Raw genomic sequence first — 17,443 nt, forward strand, 5'->3', positions numbered from 1 at the left:
GCCGGGGTCGCCGACCTGCCGCAGGAACAGCGCGAAGGCCGCGGGGCGCGGCCGTACCAGCTCCAGGCGCCCGCCGTCGGCGGCGGCCAGCGCCCGCGCGAGGGTCAGCCCCAGCCCGGTGCCCCCCGCACCGCTCACGTTGCGTTCGAAGACCCGGGGGGCGATGTCCTCGGGGATGCCCTCCCCCTCGTCCACGACCTCGACGAGGACGGACCTGTCCTTGTCGCTGGTGGTCACCGTCACCGCGCCGTCGCCGTGCTCCAGCGAGTTCTCCAGGAGGGTGGAGACCACCTGGCTGATGCCGCCGCTGGTGCCCACCGCCTGGAGGCCGCGCGTGCCGGACAGCTTGAGCTGCCGGCCGACCCGGCGGAATGCCGGACCCCACTCGATGAACTGCTGGTCCAGCAGGTCGTCGAGCTCGACCACCTCGGTCTGGGCGTGCCGCTGCCGTCTGGCGGCGGCCAGCAGTTCGTCGATCACGGCGGTGAGCCGCTCGGCCTGCACGATGGCGGCCTCGCCCTCCTCCTTGACGATGCCGGGCTCGTGCGCGGCCGCCACGATCTCCTCCAGCCGCATGGTCAGCCCGGTGAGCGGCGTGCGGAGCTGGTGCGAGGCGTCGGTCGCGAACTCCCGCTCCCTGGCCAGCAGGTCGGAGATCCGGGTCGCGCTGCGGTCCAGCACCTCGGCCACCCGGTCGAGCTCCTGGATGCCGTACCGGTGCTTGCTCGGCCTGGCGTCCCCGGAGCCGAGCCGCTCAGCGATCATCGCCAGGTCGCTGAGCGGGAGCGTCAGACGGCGCGACTGCACGATGGCGAGCCCGACCGCGACCGCGAGCGCCGCCGCGGCGAGCGCCAGGATGAGCAGGAGCCACGCCCGGACCTCGCGCTCCACCTCCGTCTTGTCCCGGCTGACCGCGACGTACACCCCGTTCTCCGACTGGGCGTCCTGGGTCATCTTGTGATTCTCGGGGGGCTCGTCGCCCACCGTCGTCACCTGCGGCGGCGTCCCCTTCGCATAGATCTGGATGTAGCGGTCGGGATATTTGCGCTTGAGCTGTTCGGGATCGATGGGCTGATCCTGGATCCGGGCATACTCCACTTCCCCCAGCAGACTCTTGGCCTGGGAGGAGAGCTCCTGGGTCGCCTCTTCCTCGATCAGCCGGTTGACCGCCACGCCCAGGGGGATGCCGAGCAGGAGCACCCCGATGACCGCGACGAGCAGAGTGGAGGAGAGCAGTCGACGACGCATCCCCTACTCGCGTTCGAACCGGAAGCCGACCCCTCGGACCGTCGTGATGTAACGGGGCTTGGCGGCGTCGTCACCCAGCTTGCGGCGCAGCCACGAGATGTGCATGTCGAGAGTCTTGGTGGAGCCCCACCAGTTGGTGTCCCACACCTCGCGCATGATCTGCTCGCGGGTGACCACCTTGCCGGCGTCGCGGACGAGGACGCGCAGCAGGTCGAACTCCTTGGTCGTCAGGTGCAGCTCCTTGTCGCCCATCCACGCGCGACGGGAGTCGGCGTCGATGCGCACGCCCTGCACCACGGGCGTCTCGGACGTGCCGCGCCGCAGGAGGGCGCGGACCCGAGCCAGGAGCTCCGCCAGGCGGAACGGTTTGGTGACGTAGTCGTCGGCCCCGGCGTCGAGGCCCACCACGGTGTCCACCTCGTCGACACGGGCCGTGAGGATGAGCACGGGCGTGCCGTGCCCTTCCGCGCGGATACGCCGGGCCACCTCGAGACCGTCCATCTCGGGTAGGCCCAGGTCAAGAACTATCAAGTCGATGCCACCCGACAGAGCCCGCTCCAGGGCCTGCGGGCCGTCGGGGCTCACCTCGACTTGATAGCCTTCGCGGCGCAGTGCACGCGCCAGCGGTTCGGAGATCGAGGTGTCATCCTCGGCGAGAAGTACACAGGTCATGTTGCGATCGTAGGACCTTAGGCGATCGTTTCCCGGCTACAGCGCGCGGTTTGACTCGTCATTGACCTATCCATTGACCTGGGCAAACACTGATAAATCCCGGATAGTCGTCCCGCAACGGTTCAGGGCCGCGGGGTACGGCTCCCGCCTCGTAAGAGCCTGGAAAGGACAGGCTCACCAATGACCTCACCGACAAAGCAGAACACGCCCGGCCGTAAGGGACGCGGCGGGCGTGTTCGGGCGATCGACTCAGGAAGCCGACGGCGGCTCGGCGTAGCGGGCCAGGTAGAGCTGCTCACCGAGGCTCTCGATGAGCCCCAGCTCGGTCTCCAGGTAGTCGATGTGGCGCTCCTCATCTTCGAGGATCTCCTCGAAGATGCGGGCCGAGGTGGCGTCGCCCTTCTCGCGCATCAGGATGATGGCGGGCCTCAGACGCGTGACGACCTCAAGCTCGACGTCCAGGTCGGCGCGGAGCTGCTCCTTGACGGTCTGGCCGATGTGCAGGATGCCCAGCTTCTGATAGTTGGGCAGGCCTTCGAGGAAAAGGATGCGGTCGGTCAGCTTCTCCGCGTGGCGCATCTCGTCGATGGACTCTTCGCGGGTGTACTTCGCGAGTCTGGTGTAACCCCAGTTCTCCTGCATCTTGGCGTGCAGGAAGTACTGGTTGATCGCTGTCAGCTCGGCCGTGAGCTGTTCGTTGAGCAGTTCGATGATCTTCTTGTCGCCCTGCATGACGGGCTCCTCGTGCTACGCGGTCGGCAACAAATCTTCAGACCGCTTCAGGATTGCACAGATCTTGCGTACGCAAGAAGCGCAGTCGCCCCCGGCGCCGGTGATGTCGCGGACCTGGCGCGCGCTCTTCGCACCGCCCGCGATGCAGTCATGCACCTCGTTCTCGGTAACCGCGCGGCAGACACATACATACATGGCGGGGGAGAAGCCTCTCTTGAGGAGCTTTCATAGGTTAGGCACACCTAATTTAGCTCATTCGGTAAGGCTTGCCTATGTGTGGTGGGCCACACAAGGCCTGCTCCCCCGCCACCTCATTGGGGACCGGGCGACGTCGTCGCGGCTGTCAGTGCCCTCTGAGCAGCCAATCCTCCAGGTGCGGAGCCTCCGCGCCGATCGTGGTGGAGTCGCCGTGACCGGTGTGCACGGCCGTGTCCTCCGGCAGGGTCAGCAGGCGCCCGCGGATCGAGTCGATGATGGTGTCGAAGGAGGAGAAGGACCTGCCCGTCGCGCCGGGGCCGCCCTTGAACAGCGTGTCGCCGCTGAAGACCGCCCCGATCTCCGGCGCATGCAGGCAGACCGCGCCCGGCGCATGGCCGGGCGTGTGCAGCACGGTCAGCTCGACCCCGCCCGCCGAGATCACCTGGCCGTCCCGCAGCGGCGTGTACGGCATGTCGCCGTAGACCATCTCCCACAGGACCTGGTCGGCCGGGTGCAGCAGGATCGGGGCGCCCACCCGCGCGGCGAGGTCGGCCGCGGCGTCGATGTGGTCGTTGTGCCCGTGGGTGCAGACGATCGCCCTGACCTCACGGCCGCCGATCCCCTCGACGATGGCCTCGGCGTCGTGCGCGGCGTCGATGACGACGACCTCGCTGTCGGAGCCGACCAGCCAGACGTTGTTGTCGACCTCCCACGTCCCGCCGTCCAGCGAGAACGTCCCCGAGGTGACGACCTTGCCGATCACAGGACCACCACCGAACGGAGAACCTCGCCGCGCTGCATCTTGGCGAAGGCCTCCTCGACGTCGCCGAGGCCGATCGTCTCGGAGACGAAGCCCTCCAGGTTCAGCCGCCCCCCGAGGTAGAGGTCGATGAGCATCGGGAAGTCACGGGTGGGCAGGCAGTCGCCGTACCAGGACGACTTCAGCGCCCCGCCCCGGCCGAAGACGTCCAGCAGCGGAAGCTCCAGTGTCATCTCCGGGGTGGGCACGCCCACCAGGACCACGGTCCCGGCCAGGTCGCGGGCGTAGAAGGCCTGCTTGTAGGTCTCCGGACGGCCGACCGCCTCGATCACCACGTCCGCGCCGTTGCCGCCGGTGATCTCCCGGATCGCCTCCACCGGGTCGGTGGTGCGGGAGTTGACCGTGTGGGTGGCGCCGAAGTCCTTGGCCCAGGCGAGCTTGCGGTCGTCCACGTCCACCGCGATGATCTTCGTGGCGCCCGCCAGCCAGGAGCCGTGGACGGCCGCGCCGCCGACGCCGCCGCAGCCGATGACGGCCACGCTGTCGCCGCGGGTCACACCACCGGTGTTGATGGCCGCGCCGATTCCCGCCATCACGCCGCAGCCCAGCAGGCCCGCCACCGTCGCCGGCGCCGCCGGGTCGACTTTGGTGCACTGCCCGGCCGCGACCAGGGTCTTCTCGATGAAGGCGCCGATGCCCAGGGCCGGGCTGAGCGGCGTGCCGTCCGCCAGGGTCATCTTCTGGGTCGCGTTGTGGGTGTTGAAGCAGTACCACGGACGGCCGCGCCGGCAGGCGCGGCAGTCGCCGCAGACCGCCCGCCAGTTCAGGATCACGTAGTCGCCGGGGGCCACGTCGGTGACCCCCTCGCCGACGGCCTCGACCACTCCGGCGGCCTCGTGGCCGAGCAGGAACGGGAACTCGTCGTTGATCCCGCCCTCGCGGTAGTGCAGATCGGTATGGCAGACGCCACAGGCCTGGACGGTCACCACCGCCTCGCCGGGACCGGGGTCCGGCACGTGGACCGTCTCCAGCGAGACGGGCTCACCCTTGCCACGCGCGACCACGCCTTGCACGGTGTACGGCATGTCCTGCACCTCATCTTTGAGATCTTCGAACTCGGTTACCGGTGAAGCGGCGTTCGCATGAACGCGCCTCCACGTCCATGCCTATCAGGCTCCGCGGAGCGCTGACGGCTCAGGCTCTGCGGAGGACGTAGGGCTGGACCACCCCGAGACCTCGGGCGGGCCTGCGCCGGATGCGATGCGCCTCGACGCCGGGCATCTCCCCGACGGCCTCGGCGAGCTCGCCGTCGACGATGATCGTGCCGGGACGGGCGATGGCCGTCAGCCGGGCCGCCAGGTTGACAGTGGTCCCGAAGACGTCGCCCATCACCGGCAGGACCGGCCCGTAGGCCAGCCCGATCCGCACCTCGGGCCCGTCGCGGCGGATCGCTTCGACGAGCTCCAGCGCGATCAGGGCGGCCGTGCGCGGATCGGCCGCGGTGAACAGCACCTCGTCGCCGAGGGTCTTGACCATCCGGCCGCCGTGCGCGGCGACCACGTCGGAGGCCCGGGACTCGAACCCCTCGACCAGCTCGGCCAGGGCGCGCTCGTCCAGCTCCCGGGAGACCTGGGTGAAGGAGACCAGGTCGGCGAAGCCCACCGCGAGGGTCAGCCGGGTGGGCACGATCTCCTCGGTGAGGTCGGTGATGGCCAGCAGCCTGGTCCCGGCGGCGGCGAGCTGGGCCCGCCAGACGTGGATCAGCACCTGCTCGAAGTCCGGGAGCAGTCGGTGGGCGGCGTCCAGGATCGCGGCCAGCGCGGCGTCGGTGGGCTGCTGGTCCGGCTCCAGCATGGCGCCGATCATGATCTCGGCCTGCCACTGCGCGAGCCTGGCGGTCGTCTGGCCCAGCGCCCTGGCCATCCGGACGACCGTCTGGTCGTCCAGCAGGCCGCCCTCCATCATCGCCCGGACCCGTTCGAGCGCGGCCACGTCGGCGTCGGTGAAGGCCACCGCGTCGTCGGCCAGCGTGGCGAACCCCAGGGCGCGCCAGATCCGCTCGGCGAGATCCTGCGGCACCCCGGCGAGCTCGGCCACCCGGACCCGGGTGTGGCGGGGCGAGGCGCCGACGAAGAGCTGTTCGATCTCCTCGGCCGTCGGACGTCCCGTCACTTCCCCTCCGCCCATCTTCCTTCCCCAATCCAGGAGATTACGCCACGTGACGGTACGCCACGCGGCCACCGGTCCCTCACGGATCGCCGTCGGACGCGTCGTCGAGCGCGCGGAACAGCTCGGCCCGCACGTCCTGGATCCGGGGGATGTCGCGCAGCGTGATGTGCCCCTGCTCCCCCGCCGACTCGACGTTGAGCGTGCCGCAGCCGAGTATCCGCTCCATCAGCGTCTGGTCGGCGCTGACCGTGTTGACCTTGCTCATCGGGATGTCGTCGTTGGACTTGTTCAGCACGCCCGTGCTGATCGTCAACCGGTGCGAGGTGAGCACGTACGAGGTGTTCTTCCACTGCAGGTACGGGACGAACGACCACACGGTCAGCAGCCCGACCGCGATCACGGCCACCGCGATGCGCGCGTAGGAGTCGTATTCGAAGGCGGGCATGAAGAAGATCGCCGCACTGGACCCGGCGATGATGAGGATCAGCGCGAGCAGCGGGATGACGAGACGCTTCCAGTGGGGGCGGAACGCGCGGATGCGTTGCTCGCCCTCCGTCAGGTGGTGATCCGGGAGACCCATGGGGCAAATCGTGGCACGCCTAGCCGCCCCGCGTCATGATGTGTGCGGCCGGACGTGCACGACGTCGCCGGCGCTCAGCGTGTGCTCCACGCCCTTGGACCGGACGAGCAGGTGCCCGGACTCGTCGACGCCGGTGGCCGGCCCGGTGAGCACCCGCTCTCCCGGCAGCTCCACCCTGACCTCGCGGCCGACCGTCGCGCTGATCCCGAGGTAGGCGGCCCGCAGCCCGCACGCGTCGGCGTCGCCGTCCGCCTGCGACCATTCGCGGTAGTGGATCTCGATCTCCCGCAGCACCGCCCGGATGAGCGGGTCGCGGTCGACGCAGGCGGCCTCCGCCAGGGCCAGCGAGGTGGCGGTCTCCACGGGCAGCTCGTCGGCGCGGACGCTCACGTTGAGCCCGACCCCCACGATCACCGCGCTGTCCACCCGCTCGGCGAGCACCCCGGCGAGCTTGCGCTCCCCGATCAGCAGGTCGTTGGGCCACTTCAGGCGGGCGTCCACCTCGGCGACCTTGCGCACGGCCGACGCGACGGCCAGGCCCACGAGCAGCGGCAGCCAGCCCTGCCTGGCGGGAGGCGGCTCGGGCCGCAGGAGCACCGAGAACGTCAGGCCGGAACGCGGCGGCGCGTTCCAGACGCGGCCGAGCCTGCCGCGTCCGGCGAACTGCGCCTCGGCGATGAGCACGGCCCCCTGCCTCGCGCCGTCACGGACGGTCTGGGCGAGATCGGCGTTCGTCGATCCGGTCCTGCCGACGACGGTGATGTCGGACCACAGGCCGCCGGGGCGGACCAGGGCACGGGTGAGCGCCGCCTGGGAGAGCGGCGGGCGGTCGAGATCGGTGAAGGGCGAGTCGAGCACTTAGCCATCTTCCCTCCCTTACCGACCGCCTGTTACCGAATTACGTCAATGACCAGGGAATACCGCGGCCACGCGGCGGAGGCGGGCCGGATACGCGACTATCCGCACAGGTGAGAGCGCGAGAGGATGTCGATATGAGCAGACGCCTCACCCCGCATGACCAGGCCCGCCGGGACGCCTCCGTGACCGGGGAGCGCGGGCCGGACCTCCGTCCGGAGCCCCGGCGGACCACCCGTGGATAGCGTCACGAGACCGGGGCCGACCACGCGGGCCCGGGTCCGGCAGGTGTCGGCCGGGACCGTCAGGGACCACCGCGACGACCTGGCCACCGAGGAGCCGCTGGAGATCCGGATCCAGGCGGGCGAGGCACGCCGTACGGTCGCGATCACCATGCGGACCCCGGGCGCGGACTTCGAGCTGGCGGCCGGGTTCCTGTACGGCGAGGGCGTCATCGCCCCGGGAGACCTCTCCTCCATCGCCTACTGCACCGATGCGGACGTGGCGCCCGAGGCCCGCTACAACACGGTGACGGTACGGCTGCGCGGCGGGCGGCTGCCCGACCTGCCCGCCCTCGACCGGCACTTCGTGACGTCGAGCGCCTGCGGCGTCTGCGGCACCGCCAGCCTCGACGCGCTGCGCGGCCGCTGCTCCCCGCTGCCCGACCAGGAGGACCTGCGGGTCTCCCCCGAGATCCTGTACGGCCTGCCGCACCGGCTGCGGGAGGGCCAGGGCGTGTTCGGCAAGACCGGCGGGCTGCACGCGGCCGGGCTGTTCACCGTCGCGGGGGAGCTGCTGGCGATCCGCGAGGACGTGGGACGGCACAACGCGGTGGACAAGCTGGTCGGCTGGGCCCTGATGAACGGGAGGCTGCCGCTGGGCGGGCACATCCTGATGGTCAGCGGGCGCAGCAGCTACGAGATCATGCAGAAGGCCCTCGCGGCGGGCGTGCCGGTCGTCTGCGCGGTCTCCGCGCCCTCCTCCCTGGCCGTCGACCTGGCCAGGGAGTTCGGGATGACGCTGGTCGGCTTCCTCCGCGACGAGCGCTTCAACCTCTACTCGTCCCCGGAACGGGTCGTTCCCTGAGCCCCCACCGCCGAAATACCGGCGATTCCCCCAGGCCGACCTGCCAGAGCGATCCTCATCTTTCAGAACCGCAAATGACCCAAAAAGCACTCACCGATTTATTTTTAATCCAAACTGGAAATTTGTTATTTTATCGATTAGCCTCCTCTGTTTTTCGAAAAAACTTCCCGCGAATCGAATGCTCTGAGTAATCTGACGGCCATGCCATCGCAGGAACACGAAACCTTGATCCACCTCTTCCGCAACCGTCCGTCCCTCGCCGCCGAACTGCTGGTGGACGCGCTGGGCGTCACAATTCCCACCTACAGTGAGGCCCGGCTGGAGTCGGAGGAGTTCACCGACTGCACGCCGACGGAATACCGGGCGGACGCGGTGGTGATGCTCACTCTGGCCGACGAACCGGCGCTGGCGGTCGTGGTTGAGGTGCAGCGAGGCCAGGACAAGGACAAAAGGTGGAGCTGGCCGGTCTATCTGGCCACCCTCCGCGCCCGGACGCGCTGCCCGACGGTATTGCTGGTGATCTGCACCAACACCCGGACCGCCATATGGTGTGCGACCCCGATCCCCCTGGGGCATCCCGGTTGGACACTCGCTCCGCTCGTCATCGGCCCTGAGGCCGTGCCGATGGTGACCGACGCCAAGGAAGCCGCCCGCGCCCCCGAACTGGCCGTACTGTCGGCGATGGCGCATGGAGGCTCACCGGAAGGGGCCGACGTGCTCCGAGCCCTGTTCGGTGGGCTCTCCACCATCGATGACGACCAGGCCCGACTGTATTCTGATTTCGTGCTCATGGCGCTTCCACCCGCCGCCCGACTTTCTCTGGAGGTAATGATGGAGACCGGCACCTATGAATACCAAAGCGACTTCGCCCGGAAATACGTCGCAGAGGGGCGGGCCGAAGGCGAGACCAGGGCTCTCCTGGCGGTTCTCGCCGCACGCGGAATCGAGATGTCCGACGATGCCAGGGAACGCATCACGAATTGCACTGATATCGAACAGATCGAGGCATGGATCCGTCTCGCGGCCACAGCGGATTCGACCGACGCCCTGTTCGGCTGAGGCATCGGGAGGCCGCCCCGTTCCCCTATGGCAATCGGGGCGGACCCCGATCAGGTCCGCCCACGGCCGGTAGGCCGCCGCGACGAGTCGCTCGATCACCGGCAGGTCCCCGGGGAGGGCCCGGCCTTTCAGCGTGGTGGGCCCGGCCCCGGCCGGATGAGGATCCTCCTCCGGGGAGGGGAGGTCAGCCGGTGTTCTGCAGGCCGGCGGCGACGCCGTTGACCGACAGCAGCAGCAGCGTGGACAGGCGCTCGCGCTCCTCCTCCGACAGCCCGTCGTCGGCGCGGAGCGTCGACAGCGCGCGGAGCTGGAGATGGGAGAGCGCGTCCACGTAGGGGTCGCGGAGCTGGACCGCGCGCGAGAGCACCCGGCGGTTCTCCAGCAGGCGGCTGTGGCCGGTGATCTCCAGGACCAGGCGGCGGGTGAGGTCGTACTCGCGCAGGACCTGCTCGACGAAGTCGTCCCGGCCGCCCAGCGCGAGATAGCGGGCCGCGATGTCGCGGTCGGTCTTGGCCAGCGACATCTCCACGTTGTCCAGCAACGAGGCGAACAGCGGCCACTCGCGGTAGGCGGCGCGCAGCTCGTCCAGGCCGGAATCGGAGATCACCGCCTCCAGGCCGCTGCCCAGGCCGTACCAGCCGGGCAGGTTGACCCGGGTCTGGGCCCAGGCGAACACCCACGGGATGGCCCGCAGGTCGTCCAGCGACCGGGGCGCACCGAGGCCGCGCCTGGCGGGGCGGGAGCCGAGGCGGAGCGAGCCGATCTCCTCCAGCGGGCTGACCAGGGAGAACCACTCGGGGAAGCCGGGCGCCTCGGTCAGCGACCGGTAGGCCTTCTCCGAGGCGGAGGCGACCTGCTCGGCCATGCCCCGGAAGCGTCCGGCGGCCTCGGCCGTACGGGCCTCGATCGACGGGGTGGAGGCGAGCAGCACCGCCGAGGTGACCTGCTCCATGTGGCGGCGGGCGATGGCGGCGTGGCCGTAGCGGGCGAAGATGACCTCGCCCTGCTCGGTGACCTTGAACCTGCCGCCGACCGAGCCGGGCGCCTGGGCGAGCACGGCCCGGTTGGCCGGTCCGCCGCCCCGGCCCAGGGCGCCGCCCCGGCCGTGGAACAGCGTCAGCCGCACGTCGTGCTCGGCGGCCCACGCGGTCAGGGCCTCCTGGGCCTCGTACAGCTTCAGGGTCGCGGCGGCCGGGCCGAGCTCCTTGGCGGAGTCGGAGTAGCCGAGCATGACCTCCAGGCGGCGGCCGTTGGCGGCGAGACGCTCCTGGATGCCCGGGATCTCCAGCATCCCCGACAGCACTCCCGGAGCGTTGGCCAGGTCGGCGCCCGACTCGAACAGCGGGACCACGTCGAGCTGCGGGGCCTTGTCGCCGAGCGCGTGCCCGGCCAGCGCGTAGACCGCGGCGATGTCGTCGGCCGAGCGGGTGAAGGAGACGACGTAGCGGGAGCAGGCGGTCACGCCGTACCGCTCCTGGATCCAGCCGATCGTCCGGATGGTGGCCAGGACCTCGTCGGTGCGCTCGGAGGTGCGCCCGGCGTCGAGCTCGGCCAGCGCGGCGGCGTGGACCTGCGAGTGCTGGCGCACCTCAAGCTCGGCCAGGTGGAAGCCGAACGTCTCCACCTGCCAGATCAGGTGCTGCAGCTCGCCGTACGCCTGTCGCTCCGCCCCGGCCGCGACCAGCGACGCCTGGGCGGTCCGCAGGTCGCCCAGGAGTTCTTCGGGCGAGCGGTAGGCCAGGTCGAGGCCGCGCTGCCGGGTGGCCACGATCCGGGCGGCGACGAACAGCAGCCACTGCCGGTGCGGCTCCTGCGGGGAGCGGGTGGCCATCTCCGAGACCAGCTCGGGGTGGTCGTTCTCGGCGGCGGCGAGCGCGGCCCGCAGCTGCGGCGAGGCGGGGGTGTAGCCCGCGGTCAGGGTGAGGGTGCGGGCGATCCTGTGGGTGGCGTTCTCCAGGGCGATCAGCACGTGCTCGGCCTGGATGAGCACGGCGTCCCTGGTCACCTTGGCGGTGACGTTGGGGTTGCCGTCCCGGTCACCGCCGATCCAGCTCCCGTAGCGGATGAAGGGGCGGGCCAGCGGCTCGCGGGTGCCGGTGCCCTCGCCGAGCGCGGCGTCCAGCGAGCGGTAGACCAGCGGCACCACCCGGAACAGGGTCTCGTCGAAGGCCGCCATGGCGGTGCGGACCTCGTCCAGCGGGTCGAGCTTGGTGGACCTGAGCTGGGAGGTCCGCCAGAGCAGGTCGATCTCCTCCAGCAGCCGCCGCCGGGTCTCGGCCCGCTCGGCGGCGCCCCGCTCGGGGCTGTTGTAGGCGGCGAGCTGGCCGCTGATCCGCTGGATGGCGGTGACCACCGCGCGCCTGCGGGCCTCGGTCGGGTGCGCGGTCAGCACCGGGTGCAGCCGCAGCCCCTCCACCAGCTCGGTGACGCGCTCGCCGCCGAGCTCCTGCACGGCCTGTGCCAGGGACTCGGGCAGCGGCTCCTCGCCGGTGTCGCGGACCCGGAGCGTGCGGATGCGGAAGTGCTCCTCGGCCAGGTTGGCCAGGTGGAAGTAGCAGGTGAACGCCCGGGCGATCTGCACCGCCCGCTCGACGGGCCACTCGGAGACCATCGCGGTGATCTCGTCGACCGAGACCTTCCCGCGACGGGCCGCGATGACGGCCTTGCGAAGACGTTCGACATCGGCGAGCAGATCATCGCCGCCGTACTCGGCGATGACCTGCCCCAGGAGCTCGCCGAGCAGCCGCACGTCCGCGCGCAGCTCGTCGGGCATCTCGGTGACGGCGGAAGAACGTTCTGCCTGGTGGTGCGCGATGGCGGACATGCTTGCCAGCGTAGTCAGTCCGTTTTCTCCGGCGGAGACTGGTCTCACCTATTGGACTAGACCACTCAGCCCGGCTGGGAGGTCGCGGCCAGGATCTCGGGATACCTCCTGAACCCGAGGTCACCGGCGATCCGGCGGCCGCCCCAGGAGATCAGCAGGCCGTACGGCACGGCCAGCACGCTGACCCAGGTGAGGCCGAGGAGGACCGGCAGCGCGACCGGCAGCGCCAGCACGCTGCTGCCGATCATCGCGCCGAAGGAGGCCGCGAAGGCGACTCCGCCCTGCCCGGGAGCGGCGCCGGTGAAGGCGTTGAGCCGCTCGGGCACCGTGTACGGCAGCAGCACGCTCGTCAGGGCGCCCACGCCGAGGCCGACGCCGAGGATGCCCCAGGCGGTGAGCGCGGCCGGGACGGCCCAGGCCAGGTTCCCGGCGAGGAGGGCGGCGACCACGGACAGCGCGGCCAACAGCGGGGCCGCGATCGTCATGACGGCCAGGTGCCGTCCGGCGAGGTCGGCCCGCCAGTCCCGGCCCGTGCCGTAGACCATGGAGTTCATCCACAGCGAGCGGCCGTCGATGCCGAAGGAGTTGGACGACTGCAGGCCGATCATCACCCCGCCGATGCACGCCGGGGCGATCGCCAGGGCGACGCCTCCGGTCCCCGTCCCGTCACGGCTCAGGGAGAAGGCCATCACGCCCGTGACGGCGACGGCCGCGAACCAGCCGACCCGGCCCCTGGGGTCGCGGCGGGCGTACTTGAGCTCCTTGGTGGCGACCGCGGCGAGCGGCCCGTCGGGCAGGACGCGCGCCAGCAGGCCCTTGGAGTTGCGGACGGAGGCTCCCTCGGTGGAGGCGTCCGTGGAGACCAGCGCCCGGCGGAGCGCCACGATCCAGAGCCATCCCAGCACGACGGTCAGGGCGGCGAGGAAGGCCAGCTCGGCGGCCGCCACGGCGCCGCCGTCGGCGATGGCGTGCGCGGCCATGCCCGGCGGGGTCCAGCGCAGCACCGAGGCGACGCCGCGCAGCGTCCCGGCCAGGTCGCCCGCCAGGCCGCCGTTGAGCAGCAGGTTGGGGAGCTGGGCCGCCAGGATGAAGAAGACCACCGAGACGGCGAGCACGTCCCGGCCCCTGCGGGTGCGAAGGACGCCGGACAGGGAGGTGGTGACCAGCCGCGAGGTGACGATGCAGAGCGCGAACTGCAGCAGCACCGCGACGACGCCCAGGAGGACCCCGCCGATCCCGGTGGCCAGGCCCGCGACGGCCCCGGCCGTGATGATCAGAGTGGCGATCGGCCAGACGCCGGTGACCGAGGCGGCGAACATGCCGGCGGCGAGCTGGCCGGTCCGCAGCGGGAAGAGCGACAGCCGGGACGGGTCGAGCGTGTCGTCCAGGCCGAACGCCAGCAGCGGGACGATCGCCCAGCTCACCAGGAAAGTGGTGAACAGCACGATCACGACGTCCGTCGCGATGTCGGCGGGCGCGAACCGGAGCATGGTCATCGCGAAGAAGCCGAGGCTCGCCACGACGACCGCGGCGATCACGGTGAAGACGAATCCGAGCAGGCGCTGGGTGCTGCCGCGCAGGTTCCCGACGATCAGGCGGAGCTTGAGCCGGACGAAGACCGAGGGCCCCACCCGGACCGCGCCGTCCCCGCCGGTCCGCCGGACCGCGGCGCCCGTACCGGGGGCGCCCGCGGCGGAGGCCCCGCCCGCGGCACCGGCCGCGGGAACGCCCGCCGCGCCGGGAGCGCCCTCCCGGGGGTCCCCGGCCGCCGCGCTCATGCCGAGGTCGCGCCCAGCCATGACAGCCCCTCCTCCCCGTTCCCGTCACCCCGGACGCCGACCAGGCCGAGGAAGGCCTCGTTGAGGCTGCGCCCCGCACGGACCTGGTCCAGCGGTCCCTGGGCGACGATCTGGCCGCGGTTCATCACCGAGACCCAGTCGCACAGGCGCTCGACGAGCTCCATGACGTGGCTGGAGAAGACGACGGTCGAGCCGGATGCCGTGTAGCGCTGGAGCACCTCGACCAGCGTGTTGGCGCTGACCGGGTCCACGCCCTCGAACGGCTCGTCCAGGAAGAGCACCTTGGGGTTGTGCAGCAGCGCGGCGGCCAGGCCGATCTTCTTGCGCATGCCGGTGGAGTAGTCGACGACGAGCTTGTCCGCCGACTCCACCAGGTCCATGACCTTGAGCAGCCCCTCGGCCCGCTGCTCCACCTCGGCCCTGGGGATGCCCCGGAGCTGGCCGTTGTAGGACAGCAGCTCCCGTCCGGACAGCCGCTCGAACAGGCGCAGCCCCTCGGGGAGCACGCCGATGCGGCCCTTGACCGGGAGCGGGTCGCGCCAGACGTCGAGGCCGTCGATGTGGACGGCGCCGCCGTCCGGGCGGAGCAGTCCGGTGACCATGCTGAGCGTGGTGGTCTTGCCGGCGCCGTTCGGGCCCACCAGCCCGGCGAAACTGCCCTGCGGCACGATGAGGTCGACACCGCCCACGGCCACCTGATGCCCGAATCTCTTGAAGAGCTGGTGTGTGCGTACCGCGTCAGCGATGTCCGTCATGTCCCCTACTTTGACAGGATTTCGGGTTTTGAGGGTCAGTTCTCCTCGCAGGTAACGAACGGCCGCCCCCGATAGTTCGTGATGTCAGAAGACGGTTACCCTGCTGAGGATGGGCAGGTGCCGGGAACGGGCCCGGCACATCCAGCGGGGTGAGGCGCCGCGACGACGCGCCGAACCCGCCGGGACCATGCCGGGACCACGCGGAGACCGCGTGGAGCGGACAGGAGTGGAAGGGCCGATGAGCGCTGAGCCGGTAGCCGACGGGATCGACATTCACACCACGGCGGGCAAGCTCGCCGATCTGGAGCGCCGCCTGGACGAGGCGGCCCACGCCGGCTCCGCGCGCGCGGTGGAGAAGCAGCACTCCAGAGGCAAGATGACCGCCCGGGAGCGGGTTCTGGAGCTGCTGGACGACGGCAGCTTCGTGGAGTTCGACGAGCTGGCCAGGCACCGGTCCACGAGTTTCGGCCTGGAGCACGAGCGCCCCTACGGCGACGGCGTGGTGACCGGCCACGGCACGGTGGACGACCGGCCGGTGGCGGTGTTCTCCCAGGACTTCACGGTGTTCGGCGGATCGCTGGGCGAGGTCTTCGGCGAGAAGATCGTCAAGGTCATGGACCACGCGCTGAAGACCGGCTGCCCGGTGATCGGCATCAACGACTCCGGCGGGGCGCGCATCCAGGAGGGCGTCGTCTCCCTGGGCCTGTACGCCGAGATCTTCAAGAGGAACGTGCACGCCTCCGGGGTGATCCCGCAGATCTCACTGATCATGGGTCCGTGCGCGGGCGGCGCGGTCTACTCCCCCGCGCTCACCGACTTCGTGCTGATGGTGTCGGAGAAGTCGCACATGTTCATCACCGGCCCCGACGTCATCAAGACGGTCACCGGCGAGGAGGTGACGTTCGAGGAGCTCGGCGGCGCGCACACGCACAACTCCAAATCCGGCGTCGCGCACTACGAGGCCGCCGACGAGGCCGACTGCCTGGAGTTCGCCAGGGCGCTGCTGTCCTACCTGCCGTCCAACAACCTGGACGAGGCCCCGGCCTTCGACGTCGACCCGGTCCTGGAGACCACCGGCGAGGACCGCGAGCTCGACACGCTGATCCCGGATTCGGCGAACCAGCCGTACGACATGCGCACGGTCATCGAGCATGTCCTCGACGACGGCGAATTCCTTGAGGTGCACGCGCAATTCGCGCCCAACATCGTCGTGGGCTTCGGCAGGGTCGAAGGACGCCCGGTGGGGATCGTGGCCAACCAGCCGATGAGTTTCGCGGGCACCCTGGACATCGCGGCCTCGGAGAAAGCAGCGAGATTCGTCCGAACATGCGACGCGTTTAACATTCCGGTCCTGACATTTGTGGATGTGCCCGGATTCCTGCCTGGCACCGACCAGGAATGGAACGGGATCATCCGTCGCGGCGCCAAGCTGCTCTACGCATACGCGGAGGCGACCGTGCCACTGGTCACGGTGATCACCCGCAAGGCGTACGGCGGCGCCTACGACGTCATGGGCTCCAAGCACCTGGGTGCGGACGTCAACCTGGCCTGGCCGACCGCGCAGATCGCGGTGATGGGCGCGCAGGGCGCGGTCAACGTCCTCTACCGGCGCGAACTCGCCTCGGCCGACGACCCCGACGCCCAGCGGGCCCGGCTCGTCACCGAATACGAGGACACTCTCGCCAACCCGTACCTCGCCGCCGAACGCGGTTATGTGGACGCGGTGATCCGTCCCTCCGAGACCCGCGTGCGGATCGTCAGGGCGCTGCGTGCCCTGCGCAACAAGCGCGCGACCCTGCCCCCGAAGAAGCATGGGAACATCCCGCTATGACGCACCTGAAGATCGTTCACGGCGACGCGACCCAGGAGGAGATCGCCGCTCTGGTGGTCGCGCTCGCATCGCGGGCCGTCCCGGCAGCGAAAGCCGTACGGAAACCAGAAATCTGGCGTAATCCCGCACATCGCATGCGAAAACCTCTCCCGGTTGGACAAGGTGCATGGAGATCGAGCGCCCTGCCGAGATAGATCCGAAGAACAGGGTGTCAAGTTGCGCGAGAGTTGGGACTATCTAAGAAATGGGCGCATATAGTCAGCCGATCAGCTAGTTCCGAGGCCTGGAGGACGACATGACCATCCTGGACCTCACCTCCCATCCCGTTGCCGCGAAGTACGCAGTCCTGGTGGATGTGGGGTATCTGTACGCGGCAGCGGGGGAAGTGCTTCTTGGTGCCAAAGAACGCAAGGAATACCGCGTCGCGGCTGACGAGCTGATCCAGGCACTGCAGAAACACGCGGAGACCCGCATTCACGGCGAGCTGCTGAGGATCTACTGGTACGACGCCGCCCGCGACCGCGTGCCGACCGTGGACCAGCGCGTCATCGCCCAGCTCCCCTGGGTGAAGGTGCGCCTGGGCAACCTCAACGCCCGGGGCCAGCAGAAGGGCGTGGACGCGCAGATCAGGAGCGACCTGGAGGCGCTGGCCAGGCACCACGCGGTGAGCGACACGATCCTGCTCGCCGGGGACGAGGACATGGTCCCGGCCGTCGAGGCCGCCCAGGCCTACGGCGTGCGGATCCACCTGTGGGGCGTCGAGCCGCCCTACGGCACCAACCAGGCCGAGCGCCTCGTCTGGGAGTCCGACACCGTCGAGATCATCAGCGCCGACTTCCTCCGCTCCTACTTCAGCCGCGCCCCCGTGCCCGTCC

The 17,443-nt window shown here is 70.1% G+C and carries 17 protein-coding genes; 5 read left to right on the top strand and 12 right to left on the bottom strand.

What is annotated here, in order from left to right; all coding sequences use genetic code 11:
* From CA984_RS31910 to CA984_RS31950, 9 genes are all read right to left on the bottom strand, one after another.
* On the bottom strand, positions 1-1,248 hold a 1,248-nt coding region (locus CA984_RS31910; protein ID WP_108724642.1), incomplete at its 3' end, for an ATP-binding protein.
* Between the two features lie 3 nt (positions 1,249-1,251).
* On the bottom strand, positions 1,252-1,920 hold the full coding sequence (locus tag CA984_RS31915) for a response regulator transcription factor (RefSeq protein ID WP_012888073.1): 669 nt from the start codon (positions 1,918-1,920) through the stop codon (positions 1,252-1,254).
* Positions 1,921-2,169: 249 nt separating this feature from the next.
* Entirely contained in the window at positions 2,170-2,652 is a 483-nt protein-coding gene (gene bfr, locus CA984_RS31920) for a bacterioferritin (protein ID WP_012888072.1), read from the bottom strand.
* Between the two features lie 15 nt (positions 2,653-2,667).
* On the bottom strand, positions 2,668-2,847 hold the full coding sequence (locus CA984_RS31925; RefSeq protein ID WP_081453045.1) for a (2Fe-2S)-binding protein: 180 nt from the start codon (positions 2,845-2,847) through the stop codon (positions 2,668-2,670).
* A 148-nt stretch (positions 2,848-2,995) separates the two neighbouring features.
* The gene (locus CA984_RS31930) at positions 2,996-3,613 is read right to left on the bottom strand and encodes an MBL fold metallo-hydrolase (RefSeq protein ID WP_086577191.1); all 618 of its coding nucleotides are present in this window, start codon (positions 3,611-3,613) and stop codon (positions 2,996-2,998) included.
* Complete coding sequence (locus CA984_RS31935; RefSeq protein ID WP_031170920.1) at positions 3,610-4,695, bottom strand: S-(hydroxymethyl)mycothiol dehydrogenase; 1,086 nt, start codon at positions 4,693-4,695, stop codon at positions 3,610-3,612. The genes CA984_RS31930 and CA984_RS31935 overlap by 4 nt, the downstream gene beginning before the upstream one ends.
* A 109-nt stretch (positions 4,696-4,804) precedes the next feature.
* Entirely contained in the window at positions 4,805-5,797 is a 993-nt protein-coding gene (locus tag CA984_RS31940; protein ID WP_086577192.1) for an adenylate/guanylate cyclase domain-containing protein, read from the bottom strand.
* 61 nt (positions 5,798-5,858) lie between these two features.
* Entirely contained in the window at positions 5,859-6,359 is a 501-nt protein-coding gene (locus CA984_RS31945; protein WP_031170915.1) for a PH domain-containing protein, read from the bottom strand.
* Between the two features lie 33 nt (positions 6,360-6,392).
* A complete protein-coding gene (locus tag CA984_RS31950) occupies positions 6,393-7,217 on the bottom strand; it encodes a biotin--[acetyl-CoA-carboxylase] ligase (RefSeq protein WP_086577193.1) in 825 nt (274 codons plus the stop codon).
* Between the two features lie 234 nt (positions 7,218-7,451).
* Here CA984_RS31950 and fdhD point away from each other — a divergent pair, with 234 nt between their 5' ends.
* Positions 7,452-8,300 (top strand): formate dehydrogenase accessory sulfurtransferase FdhD, encoded by an 849-nt coding sequence (fdhD, locus tag CA984_RS31955; RefSeq protein ID WP_086577194.1) that lies wholly within the window; start codon positions 7,452-7,454, stop codon positions 8,298-8,300.
* A 201-nt stretch (positions 8,301-8,501) separates the two neighbouring features.
* Entirely contained in the window at positions 8,502-9,359 is an 858-nt protein-coding gene (locus CA984_RS31960; RefSeq protein WP_086577195.1) for a hypothetical protein, read from the top strand.
* 184 nt (positions 9,360-9,543) lie between these two features.
* Here CA984_RS31960 and CA984_RS31965 read toward each other — a convergent pair whose 3' ends face one another.
* The 3 genes from CA984_RS31965 to CA984_RS31975 all read right to left on the bottom strand — a co-directional run bounded on the left by CA984_RS31965 (position 9,544) and on the right by CA984_RS31975 (position 14,737).
* On the bottom strand, positions 9,544-12,183 hold the full coding sequence (locus CA984_RS31965) for a phosphoenolpyruvate carboxylase (protein ID WP_086577196.1): 2,640 nt from the start codon (positions 12,181-12,183) through the stop codon (positions 9,544-9,546).
* 65 nt (positions 12,184-12,248) lie between these two features.
* The gene (locus CA984_RS31970) at positions 12,249-13,982 is read right to left on the bottom strand and encodes a hypothetical protein (RefSeq protein WP_242676288.1); all 1,734 of its coding nucleotides are present in this window, start codon (positions 13,980-13,982) and stop codon (positions 12,249-12,251) included.
* On the bottom strand, positions 13,958-14,737 hold the full coding sequence (locus tag CA984_RS31975) for an ABC transporter ATP-binding protein (protein ID WP_086577197.1): 780 nt from the start codon (positions 14,735-14,737) through the stop codon (positions 13,958-13,960). The genes CA984_RS31970 and CA984_RS31975 overlap by 25 nt, the downstream gene beginning before the upstream one ends.
* 238 nt (positions 14,738-14,975) lie before the next feature.
* Between CA984_RS31975 and CA984_RS31980 the strand changes: the two genes are divergently transcribed.
* The 3 genes from CA984_RS31980 to CA984_RS31990 all read left to right on the top strand — a co-directional run.
* On the top strand, positions 14,976-16,568 hold the full coding sequence (locus CA984_RS31980) for an acyl-CoA carboxylase subunit beta (protein ID WP_086577198.1): 1,593 nt from the start codon (positions 14,976-14,978) through the stop codon (positions 16,566-16,568).
* Positions 16,565-16,762, top strand: coding sequence for an acyl-CoA carboxylase subunit epsilon (locus CA984_RS31985; RefSeq protein WP_086577199.1), 198 nt, complete (start codon positions 16,565-16,567; stop codon positions 16,760-16,762). Before CA984_RS31980 ends, CA984_RS31985 begins: the two co-directional genes overlap by 4 nt.
* A gap of 101 nt (positions 16,763-16,863) precedes the next feature.
* Positions 16,864-17,443, top strand: a 580-nt coding sequence (locus CA984_RS31990) for an NYN domain-containing protein (protein WP_133061833.1), incomplete at its 3' end; no start/stop codon positions are given.

The organism is Streptosporangium minutum (assembly GCF_002149035.1).
Classification (GTDB): domain Bacteria; phylum Actinomycetota; class Actinomycetes; order Streptosporangiales; family Streptosporangiaceae; genus Streptosporangium; species Streptosporangium minutum.

Bases quoted from the DNA above. Each gene is read 5' to 3' on its own strand.
- CA984_RS31925 (WP_081453045.1), bottom strand. From the start codon at position 2,847: ATGTATGTATGTGTCTGCCGCGCGGTTACCGAGAACGAGGTGCATGAC.
- CA984_RS31960 (WP_086577195.1), top strand. From the start codon at position 8,502: ATGCCATCGCAGGAACACGAAACCTTGATCCACCTCTTCCGCAACCGT.
- CA984_RS31970 (WP_242676288.1), bottom strand. From the start codon at position 13,982: ATGGCTGGGCGCGACCTCGGCATGAGCGCGGCGGCCGGGGACCCCCGG.
- CA984_RS31935 (WP_031170920.1), bottom strand. From the start codon at position 4,695: ATGCCGTACACCGTGCAAGGCGTGGTCGCGCGTGGCAAGGGTGAGCCC.
- CA984_RS31940 (WP_086577192.1), bottom strand. From the start codon at position 5,797: ATGGGCGGAGGGGAAGTGACGGGACGTCCGACGGCCGAGGAGATCGAA.
- CA984_RS31985 (WP_086577199.1), top strand. From the start codon at position 16,565: ATGACGCACCTGAAGATCGTTCACGGCGACGCGACCCAGGAGGAGATC.
- bfr (WP_012888072.1), bottom strand. From the start codon at position 2,652: ATGCAGGGCGACAAGAAGATCATCGAACTGCTCAACGAACAGCTCACG.
- CA984_RS31945 (WP_031170915.1), bottom strand. From the start codon at position 6,359: ATGGGTCTCCCGGATCACCACCTGACGGAGGGCGAGCAACGCATCCGC.
- CA984_RS31965 (WP_086577196.1), bottom strand. From the start codon at position 12,183: ATGTCCGCCATCGCGCACCACCAGGCAGAACGTTCTTCCGCCGTCACC.
- CA984_RS31915 (WP_012888073.1), bottom strand. From the start codon at position 1,920: ATGACCTGTGTACTTCTCGCCGAGGATGACACCTCGATCTCCGAACCG.
- CA984_RS31980 (WP_086577198.1), top strand. From the start codon at position 14,976: ATGAGCGCTGAGCCGGTAGCCGACGGGATCGACATTCACACCACGGCG.
- CA984_RS31975 (WP_086577197.1), bottom strand. From the start codon at position 14,737: ATGACGGACATCGCTGACGCGGTACGCACACACCAGCTCTTCAAGAGA.